The following is an 18,392-nucleotide window of genomic DNA, read 5'->3' as shown; positions in this document are numbered from 1 at the left end:
TCAGGCCGGCGAACCTGCCATGGCCGACGCCTTGCGCAGCCGCTCGCGGCTGTTGGTCAGGTGCATGCGCATGGCAGCCTTGGCGGCCTCGGGATCGCGCCGCTCGATCGCATCGATGATGCTTTCGTGCTCGAAGTTCACGCGCTCCAGGTACTGCTCGCGCTCGGGCTGGCTGACTTGCAGCCGGCTGCGCGGGATCACCATCGTGCCGAGGTGACCCATGATGTCAGTGAAATAGCGGTTGCCCGTGGCACGGGCAATCGACAGGTGGAATTCGAAATCCGAGCCCACCGCGTCGCTGCCTTCGGCCGCATTGCGCTTCATGTCGTCCAGCGCGCGGCGCATGGCGCGCAGGTGTTCGTCGCTGCGGCGCGTAGCTGCCAGGCTGGCGGCCTCGGCTTCCAGGCTCACGCGGAATTCCAGCATCGCCAGCACGTCCATGGCCGTGACCATCGCCGACGGATCGATGCGGAACGGCGAATGGCTCTCGGCCGGGCGGTTCAGCACGAAGGTGCCGATGCCGTGGCGCGTCTCCACGTAGCCGCTGGCCTGCAGGCGCGAAAGCGCCTCGCGCACCACGGTGCGGCTCACGCCGAGCGTGGCCATGATTTCGGATTCGGTCGGCAGCTTGTCGCCCGGCTTGAGCTGGCCCTGCTGGATGCTGTCGGTCAGGTTGCCAACCACTTCTTCGGCAAGCGTGCGGCCGCGGCGGCGCAGGGGAGCGGGCGAAGACATCGAGACGTTGGACATGGGCGTGCAGGTGATGGACCAATGTGGGGATGACCCTGACGGCGGCACTGTTGACCGGTCGGGTACGCGCTCATTATACTGCGTCATAAGTCATACGACGACCGATAACGCACAGGAAGTTGCGGCCGTGAGGCCAATGTGGCAGTCACGCCGCATCAACGTTTCGGCCAGCTAATACATTAGCGTATGAGCTACGATAGCAGGGCGCATTTCCACGTCATGGGGAGAGCGCGATCCCGGCGGTAAAACAGACCAGGACTCGGAGACGATCCACATGAACGCAACCACCCTTGCCCCAGGCGCGACCCCGGTCGTGACCGAACTGACCGTCGTGCCGGTGGCCGGCCACGACAGCATGTTGATGAACCTGTCGGGCGCCCATGGCCCGTACTTCACCCGCAACATCGTGATCCTCAAGGACAGCGCCGGCAACACCGGCGTGGGCGAGGTGCCGGGCGGCGAGGCCATCCGCCAGACGCTGGAAGACGCGCGTCCGCTGGTGGTGGGGCAGGGCATCGGCCAGTACCTGGCGATCCTGAACCGCGTGCGCGAGCAGTTTGCCAGCCGCGACGCCGGTGGCCGTGGCCTGCAGACCTTCGACCTGCGCATCACCATCCACGCCGTGACCGCGCTCGAAGCCGCGCTGCTCGACCTGCTCGGCAAGCACCTGCAGGTGCCGGTGGCGGCCCTGCTGGGCGAAGGCCAGCAGCGCGACGCCGTGGAGATGCTCGGCTACCTGTTCTATGTGGGCGACCGCCAGAAGACCACGCTCGACTACCGCACCGAGCCAAACGCCGACAACGCGTGGTTCCGCGTGCGCAACGAGGTGGCCATGGACGCCCAGGGCGTGGTGCGCCTGGCCGAGGCCGCGTACGAGCGCTACGGCTTCAACGACTTCAAGCTCAAGGGCGGCGTGCTGAGTGGCGACGAGGAAATGGAAGCGATCATCGCGCTGCACGAGCGCTTCCCGAATGCGCGCGTGACGCTGGACCCCAACGGCGGCTGGCTGCTCAAGGACGCCATCCGCCTGTGCCGCGACAAGCACGGTATCCTGGCCTACGCCGAGGACCCCTGCGGCGCCGAGGACGGCTACTCGGGCCGCGAGATCATGTCCGAATTCCGTACCGCCACCGGCCTGCCGACCGCCACCAACATGGTGGCCACCGACTGGCGCCAGATGGGCCACGCAGTGCGCCTGCACTCGGTGGACATTCCGCTGGCCGATCCGCACTTCTGGACCATGCAGGGCTCGGTGCGCGTGGCGCAGATGTGCTCGGAATGGGGCCTGACCTGGGGTTCGCATTCGAACAACCACTTCGATATCTCGCTGGCGATGTTCACCCACGTGGCCGCCGCCGCGCCGGGCCGCGTCACGGCCATCGACACGCACTGGATCTGGCAGGACGGCGAGCACCTGACGCGCAACCCGCTGAAGATCGAGGGCGGCCTGGTGCAGGTGCCCAAGACGCCGGGCCTGGGCGTGGAACTCGACATGGACGCGCTGGCCCGCGCCAATCGCCTGTATCAGGAGAAGGGCCTGGGCGCACGCGACGACGCGATCGCGATGCAGTTCCTGATTCCGAACTGGAAGTTCAACAACAAGATGCCTTGCATGGTGCGCTGAGCGTTCCGGCACCCGGCATCGAGCTTCATCGCAAAATCTTTAAAACCCGAGAAGTCCAAGCAGGAGACAACCCATGGTCAACAAGCACCCGGCCGCCCCGCGAGCGGCCCGTCTTTCCACCCATTTTTCCACGCTCGTGCGCCGCTTTGCCGGCGTGGCCATCGCGCTGGCTGCCGGCGTGACGGTCAGCGGCGTGGCCGTGGCCTCCACTGCGGCGTGGCCGCAGAAGCCGGTATCGGTCGTCGTGCCGTTCCCGGCCGGCGGATCCACCGACACCATCGCCCGTTACCTGGCCGCGCCACTCAACGAGAAGCTCGGCCAGCCGTTCGTGGTGGACAACAAGCCGGGCGCCACGGGTGCGATTGGCGCCACCGCCGTGAAGCGGGCGCCGGCTGACGGCTACACGATGATGGTGGCGTCGATCGGCGTGTTCGCGGTCAACCCGTTCCTGCAGAAGAACCTGCAATACGATCCGGCCAAGGATTTCGACCTGCTGACCGTGGCGGTGCGCGCGCCCAACGTGCTGGTGGCCAACCCCAACTTCCCGGTCAAGTCGCTGCCGGAGCTGGTGGCCTACATGAAGAAGAACCCGGGCAAGGTCACGTTTGCCAGCTCCGGCGCCGGTTCGTCCGACCATCTGACCGCCGCGCTGTTCTGGCAGAAGAGCGGCACCGAGGGGCTGCACGTGCCGTACAAGGGCGGCGCGCCGGCCATTTCGGATCTGCTGGCCGGCCAGGTCGAGGTCTCGTTCCAGAACGTCAACGCGGTGCTGCAGCACATCCGCACCGGCAAGCTCAAGGCGCTGGCCGTGACCTCGGGCAAGCGCTCCGCCGTGCTGCCCGACGTGCCGACCATGGCCGAGGGCGGCGTCAAGGACGTGGAAGTCTATTCGTGGCAGGGCATTGCCGCGCCCAAGGGACTGCCTGCCGACGTGAAGACGCGCCTGCACGGTGCGCTCGTCAGCTCGCTCAAGGACGCCGGCATGCAGAAGAAGCTCAACGAACAAGGCTTCGAGGTGGTGGCCAACACGCCCGAGCAGTTCGTCGAGTTCGAGAACCAGGAACTGAAGCGCTGGAAGACCGTGATCGAGCAGGGCAAGATCACGGCCGAGTAAGCTTCGGAAGGCTCATGCATCGATCGCAGGACCCCGCCACCCGGCGGGGTTTTTTTTCGTCCCGCACGCGGCCGTCAAGACCTGGCCGCGGTCGCCGAAATACCAGGCGGACTGAGCGGTCTGCGGCCTTGGCAAGGAAAAAAGCCGCAGCGCGGTCTCTCGGTCGAGGGCACGCGCTGCGGCTTTTTTCGTATCTGGCGGAAGCGGTGAGATTCGAACTCACGGATGGGTCACCCCATCGGCAGTTTTCAAGACTGCTGCCTTAAACCACTCGGCCACGCTTCCGGATTGGTACATCTCTGACGGAACCGGGATTGTATCGCGCTGGCGGATACGTCCGGCCGCGCATTATACAGGCGGATTGGCGGTGTGCCGTTACGGACAGGTTTGTCGGTGTTTGTCGGACAGCGCGGAACCATGAAGGGGCCTAACCTCTCCTAGGAGCATGGCATGCGCCGCGCGTGCCCCCGCAAGTTGGCTTTTCAAACAGTCATTCGAGGAGAGACCCGATGCTGAATCAACGCAACACACAACACCAGGAACAACGCAGGCCGTGGCTGGCGCTGGGCGGCCTGGGTGCGCTGGCCCTGGTGGCCGGCCTGGCCGGCTGCGCGCAGCCCGGCTATGGCGGCTACGGCAACTACAACGCCGCGCCGCAACAGCAGCCTACCGGTTACCAGCAGCCCGGCAGCGTCTATCAGGCGCCGCAGGGTTCGGTGTTCACGGGCCGCGTGGAATCGATCGAGCCGATCCAGACCACGCAGGGCAGCTCCGGCATCCTGGGTACCGTGATCGGCGGTGCGGCGGGCGGCCTGCTGGGTCACCAGATCGGTGGCGGTCGCGGCCAGACGGCGGCCACGATCGTCGGCGCGGTGGGTGGCGCCGTGGCCGGCAACCAGATCGAGAAGCGCACGGGCAGTAATACGCAGACCGTGTATCGCGTCAATGTCCGGCTCGACGATGGCCGCGTGGCCACGGTAACGCAGTCGAACCTGGGCAACCTGCGCGTGGGTGACCGCGCCCGCGTGGCCAACGACATGGCGACGCCGTACTGATCGGTCTGACCGGCCGACAATCGGAAACATAGTAAAAACGCCACACGGCTTTGCCCGTGTGGCGTTTTTCATTGGCGCGGCGGCTGCGTGCCGCGTCAGTCCTTGAGGAACATCTCCTGCAGGTCGTTCAGGAAGCGGCGACCCAGTTCGGTGGGCTTGATCATCGTGGGATCGGCTTCGAGCAATCCCTTCTTCTCGGCGGCGGCCAGCGTCTTGCCGATGGTATGCAAGGGCAGGCCCGTGTAGTCGTGGAAGCTCGATGCCGGTACGCCATCGGTCAGGCGCAGCGCGTTGAGCATGAACTCGAACGGCAGGTCGTCGGCGCTGACATCGCGCTGTTCCTGCACGGCGTTGCCGGCCAGCGCCTGCTCCATATAGGTGGCCGGGTGCTTGTGGCGCATCTGGCGCAGGATGCGGTGCGGGAATGACAGCTTGCCATGCGCGCCGGCCCCGATGCCGAGGTAGTCGCCGAAACGCCAATAATTGAGGTTGTGCTTCGCCTCGCGGTGCGGCTGGCCGTACGCCGACGTTTCGTAGTGCCGGAAGCCGGCCTGCGCGGTGCGGGCCTCGATCAGGTCCTGCATCTCGTAGGCGATGTCCTCGTCCGGCAGCGCCGGCGGGAACTTGGCGAACAGCGTGTTCGGCTCCAGCGTCAGGTGATACATCGACAGGTGCGTGGTGCCGTACGACAGCGCCGTTTCCAGATCGCGCTGGCACTGTTGCATCGTCTGGCCCGGCAGCGCGTACATCAGGTCGAGATTGACGTTGTCGAAGTGCCGCAGCGCGATGTCGATGGCCGCCCGCGCCTCGCGCTCGCCGTGGATGCGGCCCAGCGCCTGGAGATGGGCATCGTTGAAACTTTGAATCCCGATCGACAGCCGGTTGATGCCGCTGGCCCGATAGCTCGCGAAGCGCTCGGCCTCGAACGTGCCCGGGTTGGCCTCCATCGTGATCTCGGCGTCGGCGTCGAGCGGCAGCAGGGCGCGAATATCCGAGAGCAGGCGATCCATGCCGGCCGCCGACAGCAGGCTGGGCGTGCCGCCGCCAATGAAGATGGTATGCACGGGGCGGCCCCAGACCAGCGGCAGCGACTGTTCGAGATCGGCGCGCAACGCGTCGAGGTAGGCGTCTTCGGGAATGTCATGGCTGTCGGCCTTGCCGGGCGCCGCGTGCGAGTTGAAATCGCAGTACGGACACTTGCGTACGCACCAGGGGATATGCACGTACAGCGAGAGCGGCGGCGAGCCGGGCAGCGCGATCTGTCCCGGCTTGAGCCAGAGCTGCTGGTTGTCCGCCGGAGAAACCGGCTTCGGGACCGGCATGCCGCTGCCGGCCGGAATGATCGGAATCATGCGCCCGTCCTGCCTCGCGATGCCTGCAGCCGGGCCACCAGGCCCTGCAGCGCCAGCGCGCGATGGCTGACGCCGTTTTTCTCGTCTGCGCTCAGTTCGGCGGCGGTCTTGCCGAGCGTGGGCAGCAGGAAGTGCGGGTCGTAGCCAAAGCCGCCCGCGCCGCGCGGGGCATCGACCACCTCGCCGTCCCAGGTGCCCTCGGCGATGATCGGGCAGGGGTCCTCCGGATGCCGCACCATCACCAGCACGCAGTAGTAGTGCGCATGGCGGTTCAGCTTGCCGGCCAGTTGCGAGATCAGGTGGGCGTTGTTGGCGGCGTCGGACTTCGGCTTGCCGACCATCTGGGCATAGCGCGCCGAGTAGACGCCCGGCGCGCCGTCGAGCGCATCGACGCAGATGCCCGAATCGTCGGCCAGCGCCGGCATGCCGGCCAGCCGGCTGGCGTGGCGCGCCTTGGTCAGCGCGTTCTCGACGAAGGTGCCGAAAGGTTCCTCGGCCTCGGGAATGCCGAGGTCGCCCTGCGGCAGCACGTCAAAGCCGAGCGGCGACAGCAGCGCGCTGAATTCGCGCAGCTTGCCGGCGTTGTTCGAAGCCAGGACCAGGCGTTGCATCGTCACTCCTTTTCGCGCTCAGAGCCCGAGCGCCTGCTTTTGCTGGCGCACCAGTTCGGCAATGCCGGACTCGGCCAGCCGGGTCATGGCGTCCAGGTCGGCGCGGCTGAACGGCGCGCCCTCGGCCGTGCCCTGCACCTCGACGAAGCCGCCGCTGCCGGTCATGACCACGTTCATGTCGGTGTCGCAGTTGCTGTCTTCAGCGTAGTCGAGGTCGAGCACGGGCACGCCATCGACCATGCCCACCGAGATGGCGGCCACGAAATCGCGGATCGGGCTGGCCGCGATCGTCCCGGCGCGCAGCATCGTCGACACGGCGTCGTGGGCGGCCACGAAGGCACCCGTGATCGCGGCGGTACGCGTGCCGCCATCGGCCTGCAGCACGTCGCAATCGAGGTGGATCGTATTTTCGCCAAGCGCCGGGAGATCGAACACCGAGCGCATGGCCCGGCCGATCAGGCGCTGGATCTCCTGCGTGCGGCCGGTCTGCTTGCCGCGGGCGGCCTCGCGGTCCGAGCGCGTGTGCGTGGCGCGGGGCAGCATGCCGTACTCGGCCGTCACCCAGCCTTCGCCGCTGCCTTTCTTGTGCGGGGGCACCTTGGCCAGCACGCTGGCCGTGCAGAGCACCTTGGTGTCGCCAAAGGCGCACAGCACCGATCCTTCGGCGTGGCGCGTGTAGTGGCGGGTCAGGGTGATGGGTCGCAGTGCATCGGCTGCGCGTCCGCTGGGTCGCATGGGGATTTTTCGTTGGAATCGGATAAGACCGCGATTCTAACGCCGACCGGCCCCGGGCGCCCGCCGGTGCCGGTTTTTCCGGCGTCAGCGCATGAGATTGCTGGTCTTGTCGATGGCGGCGCGGATTTCGGCAATCGAGCGTTCGATTTCTTCCTCGCTGAGCAGGTCGGTCTCGTTGCCGGTGCGCTCCAGGATCGACGTGGTGAACGCGTTCAGTGGCAAGGTGTCGGTCAGCACCGCTTCCTCGGTGGTTGCTGTGGCGTCCGCTTCCCACATCATGGCGATGGCCGTGGTGTTGTCGGCACCTTCGCCGGCGTTGGCGAGCGCGCGTTCGATCAGGTCCGGAATGGCATGGACCACCGACAGGTGCGTAACCTTGTCGACGATCACGTCTTCCTCCAGGCTGCCCCACAGGCCGTCGGAGCACAGCAGCGCCACATCGCCCGGTTCCAGCCGGACCGGCCCGCCAATGTCGATCAGCGGCAGGTTGGGCGAGCCCAGGCAGTTGTAGAGCTTGTTGCGCTCGGGGTGGTTGGCAACCTCCATCGGCAGCACCCGCTCCTGCTGGAGCAGGTTCTCGATCTTGGAGTGATCGCGCGTGCGCGTGAGCAGCGCCGCCTTGCGCATCAGGTAGAAGCGCGAGTCGCCGGCGTGGGCCCAGTGGATCTGGCCGTTCTGGATCAGGCAGCAGACCACGGTGGTACGCGGCACGTCGGCCAGGCGGTTGGCCTCGGCGTACCGGTGGATGTCGCGGTGCGCCAGCATGATCGTGTCCTGCAGGAAATCGGCAGGGTTGCGGATCGACGGGCGCGCCTGGGCCTGGAACTGCCGTGCCAGCGTCTGCAGCGCCTGCTGGGCGGCAACCTCGCCAAAGGCGTGGCCGCCCAGGCCATCGGCCAGCACCATCAGCAGGGCGTCGCGCGTGAAGCAGTAGCCCATGCGGTCCTGGTTGATCCGGCGGCCGCCTTTCCGGCTTTCCTGGTAGACGGAGAATCGCATTGCTTTATTGGTTGTCGGTTTCGTGTGCCGGCTTGGCGGTGCCGCGCTCCTCGCGGCGGCGCAGCAAGGTCATGAAGCGGCTCGTGGCGTTCATCCGCTCGCCGGCCGGCATGGTCACCGGGTTGGCGGCCGCGGCGGCGGCCGACTGCTCGCCCAGCGCGTTGCTCTGGTCGCGCAGCTCTTTTTGCAGCCGGAACACGCTCTGGGGACGCTCCGACGGCGTCAGGCGCAGGCACCACTCGACGAGATCGACCAGGCCGTTGGTGTAGGTCGTGCGCAGCCGGGCGATCGACTCGGCCATGCGGTCGTCTTTCTCGCGCTGGTTGGCCTCCTGCGGCGGCATGCCGGCCATGCAGGCATAGAGCGTGGCGCCGAGGCTGTAGATATCGGTCCAGGGCCCCAGGTCGCTGTGCTTGCCGTACAGCTCGGGTGCGGCGAAACCGGGGGTGTACATCGGCTGGAAGCGCGCGGCCTCCATCGTCAGGATCTGGCGGGCGGCGCCGAAATCGAGCAGGATCGGCGACTCGTCCTCGCGCAGATAGATGTTGCCGGGCTTGATGTCGAGGTGCAGCAGCTTGTGGATATGCACTTCGCGCAGGCCGCTCATGAGATCGTGGAATACCTTGCGGATGAAGCGCTCGCGCAGCACCTTGGACTTGCCCTGCTGCCGGGCCTGCAGGATGTGTTCCTGAAGCGTCTTGCCCAGCTCGTAGTTCATGACCATGTAGACCGTGGCGTTCTCGCGGAAGAAATTCACCACGCGCACCACGCTCGGGTGCGAGATCCGGGCCAGCGAGCGGCCTTCCTCGAAGAAATACTTGAGGCCCAGCCGGAACGACGCGGCGTTCTCGTCGGGCACGACCGGGATCAGCTCGCCCGGGCTGCGGCGAGCCAGCGACGACGGCAGGTATTCCTTGATGGCGACCGGGGCGCCGGTCTCGTCGGTGGCCAGGTAGACGAAACTGAACCCCCCGCTGGCCAACTTCTTTACAATACGGTAGTTGGCGAGCAGCGTGCCGATGGGAAGCGGCGCGCTCTTGGGTGGATTGGCGCCCTTGGACTCTGTCATAGGATTCGGGACCTCATTTGCTCCCGGATTCTCCGGGCTAATCGGTCACTTGTAAAGAAATCCGTAGCGGGGTGTGTTGCCAAAACTCCGCGCTTTTTCCGCACGCGATTCCCCTTGATTTTGCGGGCTTTCTGCCGTCCGCCCGGGCGCGCCCGACCCCCCGATTTTCGACACTTACGCGAGATACACGACGATGATCCACAGCATGACAGGCTATGGCCTGGCGACGCGCCAGGCACCGCTGACCAACGCCCAGGGCGAGCCCAGCGGCCGCACCGCCTCGGTTTCGGTGGAATTCCGCACTGTCAATTCGCGTTTTCTCGACCTGCTGTTCCGTGCGCCCGAGGAATGCCGGGCGTTCGAGCCCGCCCTGCGCGAGATGCTCATGGGCGAGCTGTCGCGCGGCAAGCTCGAATGCCGCATCAACCTGCAGCGCACCGATACCGGCGGCGCCACGCTGGCGCTGAACCAGGGCCTGCTGGACCAGATCCGCGCGCTGGAATCGACCGTCAGCGCCACGTTTGCCAGCGCCGGCACCATGCGCATGGGCGAGCTGCTGCGCTGGCCCGGCGTGCTGGTGGAGCCGGAACTGTCGCAGGACGCCCTGCGCGAGGCCGTGACCGGCGCCGCCCGCGAGGCGCTCAAGCAACTGCTCGAAGCCCGTCGCCGCGAGGGCGCGGCGCTCAAGGCCACGCTGGACGAACGGATCGACGCCATGCTGGTGATCGTCGAGCGCCTGACGCCGATGATCCCGCAACTGATCGCCCATCATCAGGAAAAACTGACCGAGCGCCTGCAGGAAGCCTTCAACCTGGCCGCCCCGAACGGCATGCCGAACATGACCCGCGACGAGATCGGCGAGCGTATCCGCCAGGAAGCCACGGTCTACGGCATCCGGATCGATATCGCCGAGGAACTGTCGCGGCTGCAGGCCCACCTGGTCGAAACGCGGCATATCCTGAAGAAGGGCGGGCAGGTCGGCAAGCGGCTGGACTTCATGATGCAGGAGCTCAACCGCGAAGCCAACACGCTGGGCTCCAAGGCCGCCGCCAAGGAACTCGCCGATGCCTCGATGGAGCTGAAGCTCCTGATCGAGCAGATGCGCGAACAGATTCAAAACCTCGAATAAGATCATGAGTGAAACGACCCACACCGCCATCGACACCGTCTATCCCGGCAACCTGTTCATGGTGGTGGCACCGTCCGGGGCCGGCAAGTCCACGCTGGTCAACGCGCTGCTGGCGCAGGACCAGTCCATCCGCCTGTCGATCTCGCACACCACGCGCAAGCCGCGTCCGGGCGAGGAAAACGGCCGCGAGTACCATTTCACGACCGTCGACGAGTTCCGCGCGGCGCGCGACCGGGGCGAGTTCCTGGAGTGGGCCGAAGTGCATGGCAACTACTACGCCACCTCGCGCGTCTGGATCGAGCAGCAGATGGCCCAGGGCAACGACGTGCTGCTGGAGATCGACTGGCAGGGCGCCCAGCAGGTGCACAAGCGCTTCTCCAACGCCATGGAGATCTTCATCCTGCCGCCGTCGCTGACGGCGCTGGAGGAGCGGCTCAAGAAGCGCGGCCAGGACGAGCCGAACGTGATCACGCGCCGCCTGCTGGCCGCAGGTAGCGAAATGGCGCATGCGTCGGAGTCTGACTATGTGATCATCAACGAGGTGTTCGAGGACGCGCTGCGCCAGCTGCAGAACGTCGTTCACGCGACCCGTCTGCGCTTTTCGTCGCAAAAGGCACGGCACGCCGAGCTGTTCATCGAGCTTGGTATTCACTGAAGCAAGCGGCCGCCGGCAAGGTTCCGGCCGCGTGCTGTAAAATAACGGCCTGTCGAACAGGTTTCATCCCAAGGTGGATTTGATATGGCGCGTATTACCGTCGAAGATTGTCTGAAACACATTCCGAACCGCTTTGAGCTCGCGCTGGCCGCGACTTACCGCGCACGTCAGCTCGTGCAGGGCCATACGCCCAAGGTAGAGGCCAAGGACAAGCCCACGGTCGTGGCGCTGCGCGAAATCGCTTCGGGCCAGGTCGGCATCGAGATGCTGAAGAAGGTCCCGACCTGATTGCCCGGGCGGTCCGTGGTTCATCGTTGCTTCGCATGGGTACGCAATCCTTTGCGCATCCAGCCGGATTCCAGGGGCCGCCGCCATGCCTTCGTTGCCGACCGTACCCGCCGTCGCGCCGCCGGATTCATCCGGCGCCGAGTCGCGCGGCCAGCCGGCGCCGAAGCGGTCCGCAAGGACCATGGTGTCATCGCCGGGTGGTGTTCCGGTCACACCCGTGCCGCCCGGTGCACCACTGCCGGAAGCCATTCCGGTGTCATCCGTCCTTCCTCCCGCACCGTCTTCCGTCTCCGGCTCTCCAGGACGTAAGCGCCCCGGACATTCTTCATCCGTGACTGCCCGAACTGGTGCCCCCAATCTTCCCGATCCGCTTGGCGACAACGTCGTCGGCGAGCGTGCCGTCGTCCCGCCGATCCAGCAGGGCAAATCGCGCGCCGCGCTGGCCAACGACCTGATTGCCGAGCCCGTGGCGGGCACCGTGCCGGCCACGCCGGGCGGGGATCTCTTCATCGACGCAGTGCTGGCGCAGTCATACCGGCACTTCTTCGGGCCGACCTCGCAGCCGGCGGTGCCGCCGCGCCAGCAGGTCATCTCGATCTCGCGGCTGATGGAGAAGCTGGCCTACCTGAAGCCGGCCGACCAGACGCTGGTGCGCGAGGCGTTCCAGTTCTCGGACGAGGCCCACCTCGGTCAGTACCGGCAAAGCGGCGAGCCGTACATCACGCACCCGGTGGCGGTGGCTGAACTCTGCGCGGACTGGAAGCTGGACGTGCAGTCGATCATGGCGGCGCTGCTCCATGACGTGATGGAAGACCAGGGCATCACGAAGAGCGAGCTGGCCGAGAAGTTCGGCCCCAAGGTCGCCGAACTCGTCGATGGCCTGACCAAGCTGGACAAGCTCGAATTCCAGAGCCGGGAGCAGGCGCAGGCGGAGAGTTTCCGCAAGATGCTGCTGGCGATGGCGCGCGACGTGCGGGTGATTCTGGTCAAGCTGGCCGACCGCACGCACAACATGCGCACGCTCGATTTCGTGCCGCCCGAGAAGCGGCGCCGGATCGCGCTCGAAACCATGGAGATCTACGCGCCGATCGCGCACCGGCTGGGTCTCAACACGATTTACCGCGAGCTGCAGGAGCTGTCGTTCAAGGTCGGCTCGCCGTTCCGCTATGCCACGCTGGAGAAGGCCGTCAAGGCCGCGCGCGGCAACCGCCGCGAGGTGGTCAAGCGGATTCTGGAGGCCGCGCAGGCGGGGCTGGCCCAGGCCGGCATCGTGGCGGAACTGTCGGGCCGCGAGAAAACGCTCTACAGCATCTACCGCAAGATGCATGACAAGCAGTTGTCGTTCTCGCAGGTACTCGACGTGTATGGCTTCCGCGTGGTCGTGGAAACGCAGATGCACTGCTACATGGCGATGGGCGCGCTGCACGGCCTGTACAAACCGATGCCGGGCAAGTTCAAGGACTACATCGCCATTCCGAAGATCAACGGCTACCAGTCGCTCCATACGACGCTGGTGGGCCCGTTCGGTACGCCGGTGGAGTTCCAGATCCGCACGCGCGGCATGCACCAGATTGCCGAGGCAGGCGTGGCCGCGCACTGGATGTACAAGCACCAGGCCGAGCATGCCAACGATATCCAGCACCAGGCCCACCAGTGGCTGCAGTCGCTGCTCGATATCCAAAGCCAGACCGGCGATTCGCAGGAGTTCCTGGAGCACGTCAAGATCGACCTGTTCCCGGACGCCGTCTACGTGTTCACGCCCAAGGGCCATATCCGCGCGCTGCCGCGCGGCGCCACGGCACTCGATTTCGCCTACGCGGTGCACAGCGACCTGGGCAACCAGTGCGTGGCGGTCAAGATCAACAACGAGCTGCTGCCGCTGCGCACCGAACTCAAGAGCGGCGATATCGTCGAGGTGGTGACGGCGCCGTACTCGAAGCCGAATCCGGCGTGGCTGGCGTTCGTGCGCACGGGCAAGGCCCGCGCGGCGATCCGCCACTTCCTGAAGACCACCAAGCTCGACGAGGCCATCCAGCTTGGCGAGCGGCTGCTGGACCAGTCCGCGCGCCAGCTCGGCATCGAACTCAAGGCGGTGCCGCAGTCGGTGTGGGAGCGCATGATCCAGTGGACCGGCAACAAGGCGCGCGAGGATATCTTCGCCGACCTGGCGCTGGGCCGGCGCGTGCCCGCCGTGGTGGCGCGCCGCATGGAAATCCTGCTGCAGGAGCTGTCCGGCGACGTGGACAGCGCGCTGCTGGCCGCCGTGCAGACCTTTGCCGGCGAGGAAGCCCCGGCCGTGCCGATTACCGGCGACGAGGGCATGTCGATGATCTTCTCGGCGTGCTGCCGCCCGATCCCGGGCGACTCGATCGTGGGCTACCTGGGCAAGGGCGAGGGGCTGCAGATCCACGTGCAGGATTGCAAGGTGGCCAAGCGCCTGCACAGCAAGGACCCTGAACACTGGATCGAGGTGATGTGGGCCAAGAAGACGACGCGGGCGTTCGACGTGTCGATCAAGATCATGGTCCACAACGTCAAGGGCATCGTGGCACGCGTGGCGGCCGACCTGACCGCCGCCGATGCCAACGTGGCGCACGTGGCCATGGAACAGCAGCAGGGCGGCCACCAGGAGGCCACCTACATGCAGTTCGTGATCCAGGTACAGAATCGCCTGCACCTGGCCAACGTCATGCGCGCGCTGCGCCGCAATCCGGACGTGATCCGGATCTTCCGCGACCGCAACGACGGCTGACGCCTCTCAGGCGCTGCCCTTGGCCGGGTAGCGCACTTCCAGGATATCGATCTGTTCGACGCCGACCGGCGTGCGCAGCGGCACGGTGTCGCCCTCGCGCGCCTTGATCAGCGCCTTGGCGATCGGCGAAATCCAGCTTACGTGGTTGCTGTCGAGGTCGACCTCGTCCATGCCGACGATCGTAATCGTGGTCTCCTCGCCGGACTGGTTGGCGTAGGTGACCGTGGCGCCGAAGAAGATCTGGTCGTTATCGCCCTGCAGGGAGGGGTCGACCACCTCGGCCTTGTCCAGCCGGCGCGTCAGGAAGCGGATGCGGCGATCGATCTCGCGCAGGCGCTTCTTGCCGTAGAGGTAGTCGCCATTCTCGGAGCGGTCGCCGTTCGAGGCGGCCCAGGAGACGATCTGCACGACATCGGGCCGATCCACGTCGATCAGGTGCATCAGTTCGTCGCGCAGCCGCTGGTAGCCGGTGGCCGTGATGTAGTTCTTGGTGCCGGCGGGCAGCGGCGTGGCGCCCTCGGGAAGATCGTCGTCGTCATCGTTCGACGACTCTTTGACAAATGCCTTGTTCATGGTCCGGATCACTTCATCGGGCTCTTATTATAGGAAGTTGCGTTCCACGGACCCCCTGCAGTAAAAAAATGCGGGCAGGGGGGTTCACAAAACTGAAAACTTCTATATAATCTCTTTTCTCGGTTGCGGCTGTAGCTCAGTTGGATAGAGTACTTGGCTACGAACCAAGGGGTCGTGGGTTCGAATCCTGCCAGCCGCGCCAACCCGATACGTGAGAAGGGCTTCCAGAAATGGAAGCCCTTTTTGCATTCCGGCACCCCTCGGTCACCCAATCCCTCACTCCCCGTCCCTTGCCTCGCTTGTTTCACATCGCGTCTATGCTTGATGGCATGGGCCGGGGAACGCGCGCGCGTTGCGCCGCTCGAATCCTTATCTTCAATGCCAACCGAGGAGGGCGCATGCAACAGGACGACTGGCGTGTGGAACAGCATCGCGGCATGGACGTGTACATACTGGTGACGTCGCAGCGTGACGCCGTGGCCGGCAGTGTCGGCGATACGCAGACCTGGGGCTACGAGGTACGGGTCGCGCAGGAGGGCATGGATCCCGCCGATGCCGGCGACACCGAAGTGCTGTCGAGCGGCACCCACGTATTCGCCTCGCGCCATGCGGCGGAAGAGGCCGCATTCAACGCGGGCTATGCCCTGATCGACAAGCTGCTTGGCCCGGTACGCTGAGCCGGATTAAGTTTCTTGCGATGCGTGCAATGACCCGTAACATGCCGGTTCCCGGGTCATTGCCCTCGATTTGATCGAGATCATTTTTGCTTTGGGCCTTCGCTCCTAGTCTGCAAGTGAGGCGCGCCGTGGTGCGCGCCAGCAGCAGAGAAAGGAGTACGGATGCCCGAGTTCGAAGGCTTCAAGATCGTCTACGAAGTGATTGCCATGCCGAAGGAGAAGTGGGCAATCATGGTCGAGATCATGCGGCGGCGGGACAGCGCGGTGCTGGTGGCGCGTCACAACCCGTTTCCGCGGCAACCGTTCGACACCAAGCTCGAAGCGCTGGAGCATGTGAACCGCTACCTCAGCGACACCGTGAGGATGCTCGAAGCGGAAGATGTGGAGCGGCGCCGCCGCGCGTGACGCGGCAACAGGTTGTCGCGCAGCCAAATGCCGCGACGTAGCGAAAGAAAGGCCTCGGTCATGCCGAGGCCTTTTCCATTTTGGTGCATGCAAGACTTGCCAGATGCGCCACACTGCTGCATAATCTCTCTTCTCAGACGCGGGGTGGAGCAGTCTGGCAGCTCGTCGGGCTCATAACCCGAAGGTCGCAGGTTCAAATCCTGCCCCCGCAACCAGTACCTTTCGGTTCTGGCTCTCCAGAAGTTCTCGGTAGTCGTCTCCGGCCATCCGGCCAATTTTCCGAATCAGCAAGACCCTTCGACGCGAAACGTTTCGTCGTCTGGCGCTTTGTGCCGCGTTACGCCTTCAACAGCGACGCTGCGCGTGCGAACGTGTCGCGCACCTGGGGCTGGCCTTCGCGTTCGGCCGCCTCCGCACGATCCTTCAGCCGGGCCGCGAGCACTGCCGCGTTACCGCCCTGGCCGCATTGCTGCGCGGCTTCCTGCATCAACTGGGTCAGTTCCTGGTTGACGTCGGCGCCATCGAAGGCGCTCACCGACAGCGCGGATACGCGTTCCAGGATATTGTTGACCAGTGCTTCGTCATGTTGCGGCTCGGACATGAAGGCTCCCAGTTCGTTTTGGACGCTTTGGTTCGGACGCTTCAGTTGCGCGGCAACTGCGGGGGCGCGGCCACGCGGCGGCGGGCCGGCTTGAGCGCGCGATTGGGCCACAGCACGTAGTTGGTATGCGGGTCCATCGGCTTGCCGAAATAGGAAACCCAGACTTGTACGCCGTGTTCGGTCTCGGACACGATCGCTGCCACGGCACGTGCCGCGACGGAGGGTGACTTCAGCAGGTCGGCGAGCGCTTCGACGCCCTGCACCACATGATGCTTCACCCCTCTGAACCATACGTATTGACGCATGGCAGCAAGAAATCCCTTGGTCATGAATGCTGCTCTTCTCGTTGTCATTGCGAATTGAGACCACAGCTTACACGGTTAGTTGTGACGCTTTTGTCGGGAAGCGTCTGATATTTTTCGCGGCGCATTCGGATGTGATCAGAGGGGTACCTGCGCTCCTCGGCTCCCTTGTGTGCCCGACCAAATTGACAATGTGACGCGGCTGTCTTAGCTTGGTTACATTTGCTGCACAATCGATCCGTGGCTCGGCGAGCGGGGAGGCAGGCGTGGAAAACGTGGCGGAACTGCAGGCGCGGCGCGAACGCGGCAAGGCTTTGCGGCAGATGGTGCCGCGCAGCACGCATGGTGCGATCGGCCACGTCGATCGCGATCCGATCGCACTGCTCGAACAGAGCAGTGCCGGCCGCGTGCCGCGCCTGGTTCCGCTCCGGTACGGGCGCATGGTCGCCTCGCCGTTCGCGTTCTATCGCGGCAGTGCCATCATCCAGGCGCACGACCTGGCCGGTACCCGGCGCTCCGGGCTGATCCACCAGATCTGCGGCGACTGCCACCTGTCCAACTTTGGCGGATTTGCTACGCCCGAGCGGTCGCTGCTGTTCGACGTGAATGATTTCGACGAAACCAGCCCCGGACCGTGGGAATGGGACCTCAAGCGGCTTTGCGCAAGTTTCGTGGTGGCGGGCCGTCATCTGCGCCATGACGCCGTGGAGAACGAACGCATGGTCCGCGAAGTGGTCACGAGCTACCGTGACCGCATGGCCGAGTATGCCGAGATGAGCATCCTGGAGACCTGGTACGACCGCATCACGTTCGACCGTCTGCTGGAAACCGCCGAAGACGCCGACCTCCAGAAACGCGTCCGGCGCGCCATGGAGCGCGCTGCGCAGCGTACGCACGAAACGCTGCTGCCCAAGCTCGGCGTGTGCGAGGGGCGGGACGGCCGCTGGCGCCTGCTCGACGCGCCGCCGGCCATCTTCCACGTGCGCGGCGAGCAGACGCTGTTCGAGCCCGACGATGACTGGCTTGCCTACGACGATCCCGCCGCCATCGTGAACCGCTGCTTTGGCGATTACACCGCCACGCTGGCGCAGGACCGCCAGCAACTGCTCTCGCACTTCAGGCTGCACGACACCGCGTTCAAGGTGGTGGGCGTGGGCAGCGTCGGCACGCGCTGTTTGATCCTGCTGATGATCGATTCGCACGGCAAGCCGCTGTTCCTCCAGGCCAAGGAGGCGACGAAATCGGTGGTGGCGCGCTACTTCAAGTCGCCGGCCGTGGCGCACGAGGGGCGCCGGGTGGTGGAAGGCCAGCGGCTGATGCAGGCCGCCAGCGACGTGTTCCTGGGCTGGTCGAAGGGGCCGTCGGGTCGGCACTTCTATATCCGCCAGTTGCGCGACATGAAATTCTCGGCCGACCTGGAACTGATGGATGTGAACGTGCTGGCCGCCTACGCCCGGACCTGCGGCTGGGTGCTGGCCCGCGCCCATGCCAAGGCCGGCGGCATGGCGGCCGAGGCCAGCGGCTACCTTGGCACCAGCGACCGCATGGCCGATGCGCTGGTGGCCTATTCCATTGCCTACGCCGACCAGGTCGAGCGTGATTACGAGGTATTCGTCGCCGCCTGCCGGTCGGGGCGCCTCGAGGCGCGCACCGATGCCGATATGGCCGCCGATTTCCGTGTCTGACCCGCTGTCTTCCAGG

At 65.5% G+C, this 18,392-nt stretch carries 19 protein-coding genes and 3 tRNA genes; 12 read left to right on the top strand and 10 right to left on the bottom strand.

The annotated features are described in order from the left end of the window. On the bottom strand, positions 1-750 hold the full coding sequence (locus EV147_RS09035; protein WP_130390742.1) for a FadR/GntR family transcriptional regulator: 750 nt from the start codon (positions 748-750) through the stop codon (positions 1-3). 274 nt (positions 751-1,024) lie between these two features. Between EV147_RS09035 and gudD the strand changes: the two genes are divergently transcribed. Together gudD and EV147_RS09025 are read left to right on the top strand one after the other, a co-directional pair. Then, positions 1,025-2,374, top strand: a complete 1,350-nt coding sequence (gene gudD, locus EV147_RS09030) for a glucarate dehydratase (RefSeq protein WP_130390741.1) — start codon at positions 1,025-1,027, stop codon at positions 2,372-2,374. Positions 2,375-2,447: 73 nt separating this feature from the next. After that, on the top strand, positions 2,448-3,488 hold the full coding sequence (locus tag EV147_RS09025) for a Bug family tripartite tricarboxylate transporter substrate binding protein (RefSeq protein ID WP_130390740.1): 1,041 nt from the start codon (positions 2,448-2,450) through the stop codon (positions 3,486-3,488). A 195-nt stretch (positions 3,489-3,683) separates the two neighbouring features. Here EV147_RS09025 and EV147_RS09020 read toward each other — a convergent pair. Further along, a tRNA-Ser gene (locus EV147_RS09020) sits at positions 3,684-3,773 on the bottom strand. 224 nt (positions 3,774-3,997) lie between these two features. Between EV147_RS09020 and EV147_RS09015 the strand changes: the two genes are divergently transcribed. Beyond that, positions 3,998-4,543: an outer membrane lipoprotein gene (locus EV147_RS09015; protein WP_130390739.1), complete on the top strand. Its 546-nt coding sequence runs from the start codon at positions 3,998-4,000 to the stop codon at positions 4,541-4,543. Between the two features lie 95 nt (positions 4,544-4,638). On the opposite strand, the gene hemW is transcribed toward EV147_RS09015, so the two are convergent. The 5 genes from hemW to EV147_RS08990 form a co-directional block, all read right to left on the bottom strand. Further along, positions 4,639-5,895, bottom strand: a complete 1,257-nt coding sequence (gene hemW / locus EV147_RS09010; RefSeq protein ID WP_130390738.1) for a radical SAM family heme chaperone HemW — start codon at positions 5,893-5,895, stop codon at positions 4,639-4,641. Then, complete coding sequence (gene rdgB, locus EV147_RS09005; RefSeq protein ID WP_130390737.1) at positions 5,892-6,506, bottom strand: RdgB/HAM1 family non-canonical purine NTP pyrophosphatase; 615 nt, start codon at positions 6,504-6,506, stop codon at positions 5,892-5,894. The genes hemW and rdgB overlap by 4 nt, the downstream gene beginning before the upstream one ends. An 18-nt stretch (positions 6,507-6,524) precedes the next feature. Beyond that, complete coding sequence (gene rph / locus EV147_RS09000; RefSeq protein WP_130390736.1) at positions 6,525-7,241, bottom strand: ribonuclease PH; 717 nt, start codon at positions 7,239-7,241, stop codon at positions 6,525-6,527. 84 nt (positions 7,242-7,325) lie between these two features. Further along, entirely contained in the window at positions 7,326-8,240 is a 915-nt protein-coding gene (locus EV147_RS08995; protein ID WP_130390735.1) for a PP2C family protein-serine/threonine phosphatase, read from the bottom strand. Between the two features lie 4 nt (positions 8,241-8,244). Continuing rightward, on the bottom strand, positions 8,245-9,309 hold the full coding sequence (locus tag EV147_RS08990) for a serine/threonine protein kinase (protein WP_130390734.1): 1,065 nt from the start codon (positions 9,307-9,309) through the stop codon (positions 8,245-8,247). A 193-nt stretch (positions 9,310-9,502) separates the two neighbouring features. Between EV147_RS08990 and EV147_RS08985 the strand changes: the two genes are divergently transcribed. From EV147_RS08985 to EV147_RS08970, 4 genes are all read left to right on the top strand, one after another. After that, positions 9,503-10,438 (top strand): YicC/YloC family endoribonuclease, encoded by a 936-nt coding sequence (locus EV147_RS08985; protein ID WP_130390733.1) that lies wholly within the window; start codon positions 9,503-9,505, stop codon positions 10,436-10,438. Between the two features lie 4 nt (positions 10,439-10,442). Beyond that, entirely contained in the window at positions 10,443-11,093 is a 651-nt protein-coding gene (gene gmk, locus EV147_RS08980) for a guanylate kinase (RefSeq protein ID WP_130390732.1), read from the top strand. A gap of 84 nt (positions 11,094-11,177) precedes the next feature. Next, complete coding sequence (rpoZ, locus tag EV147_RS08975) at positions 11,178-11,381, top strand: DNA-directed RNA polymerase subunit omega (protein WP_006578656.1); 204 nt, start codon at positions 11,178-11,180, stop codon at positions 11,379-11,381. A 331-nt stretch (positions 11,382-11,712) separates the two neighbouring features. Next, entirely contained in the window at positions 11,713-14,133 is a 2,421-nt protein-coding gene (locus EV147_RS08970) for a RelA/SpoT family protein (protein ID WP_130390731.1), read from the top strand. Positions 14,134-14,139: 6 nt separating this feature from the next. Here the strand turns inward: EV147_RS08970 and greB are convergent, their stop codons facing one another. Continuing rightward, positions 14,140-14,706: a transcription elongation factor GreB gene (greB, locus tag EV147_RS08965; RefSeq protein WP_130390730.1), complete on the bottom strand. Its 567-nt coding sequence runs from the start codon at positions 14,704-14,706 to the stop codon at positions 14,140-14,142. Positions 14,707-14,831: 125 nt separating this feature from the next. Here greB and EV147_RS08960 point away from each other — a divergent pair. The 4 genes from EV147_RS08960 to EV147_RS08945 all read left to right on the top strand — a co-directional run bounded on the left by EV147_RS08960 (position 14,832) and on the right by EV147_RS08945 (position 16,003). After that, a tRNA-Arg gene (locus EV147_RS08960) sits at positions 14,832-14,908 on the top strand. Positions 14,909-15,104: 196 nt separating this feature from the next. Then, entirely contained in the window at positions 15,105-15,383 is a 279-nt protein-coding gene (locus EV147_RS08955) for a hypothetical protein (RefSeq protein ID WP_130390729.1), read from the top strand. Between the two features lie 162 nt (positions 15,384-15,545). After that, positions 15,546-15,788, top strand: a complete 243-nt coding sequence (locus tag EV147_RS08950; protein ID WP_130390728.1) for a hypothetical protein — start codon at positions 15,546-15,548, stop codon at positions 15,786-15,788. A gap of 138 nt (positions 15,789-15,926) precedes the next feature. Beyond that, positions 15,927-16,003 (top strand) — tRNA-Met (locus EV147_RS08945). A gap of 122 nt (positions 16,004-16,125) precedes the next feature. On the opposite strand, the gene EV147_RS08940 is transcribed toward EV147_RS08945, so the two are convergent. Beyond that, positions 16,126-16,389, bottom strand: a complete 264-nt coding sequence (locus EV147_RS08940) for a hypothetical protein (RefSeq protein WP_130390727.1) — start codon at positions 16,387-16,389, stop codon at positions 16,126-16,128. 41 nt (positions 16,390-16,430) lie between these two features. Continuing rightward, positions 16,431-16,718: a hypothetical protein gene (locus EV147_RS08935; RefSeq protein WP_130390726.1), complete on the bottom strand. Its 288-nt coding sequence runs from the start codon at positions 16,716-16,718 to the stop codon at positions 16,431-16,433. 239 nt (positions 16,719-16,957) lie between these two features. Between EV147_RS08935 and EV147_RS08930 the strand changes: the two genes are divergently transcribed. After that, the gene (locus EV147_RS08930; RefSeq protein WP_130390725.1) at positions 16,958-18,376 is read left to right on the top strand and encodes a DUF2252 domain-containing protein; all 1,419 of its coding nucleotides are present in this window, start codon (positions 16,958-16,960) and stop codon (positions 18,374-18,376) included. Positions 18,377-18,392 lie beyond the last annotated feature (16 nt).

Origin of the sequence: Cupriavidus agavae (assembly GCF_004217045.1) — a bacterium.
Lineage (GTDB): Bacteria > Pseudomonadota > Gammaproteobacteria > Burkholderiales > Burkholderiaceae > Cupriavidus > Cupriavidus agavae.
Note: the sequence above shows the minus strand (reverse complement) of the source record. Positions and strands in the feature narration are given on the sequence as shown.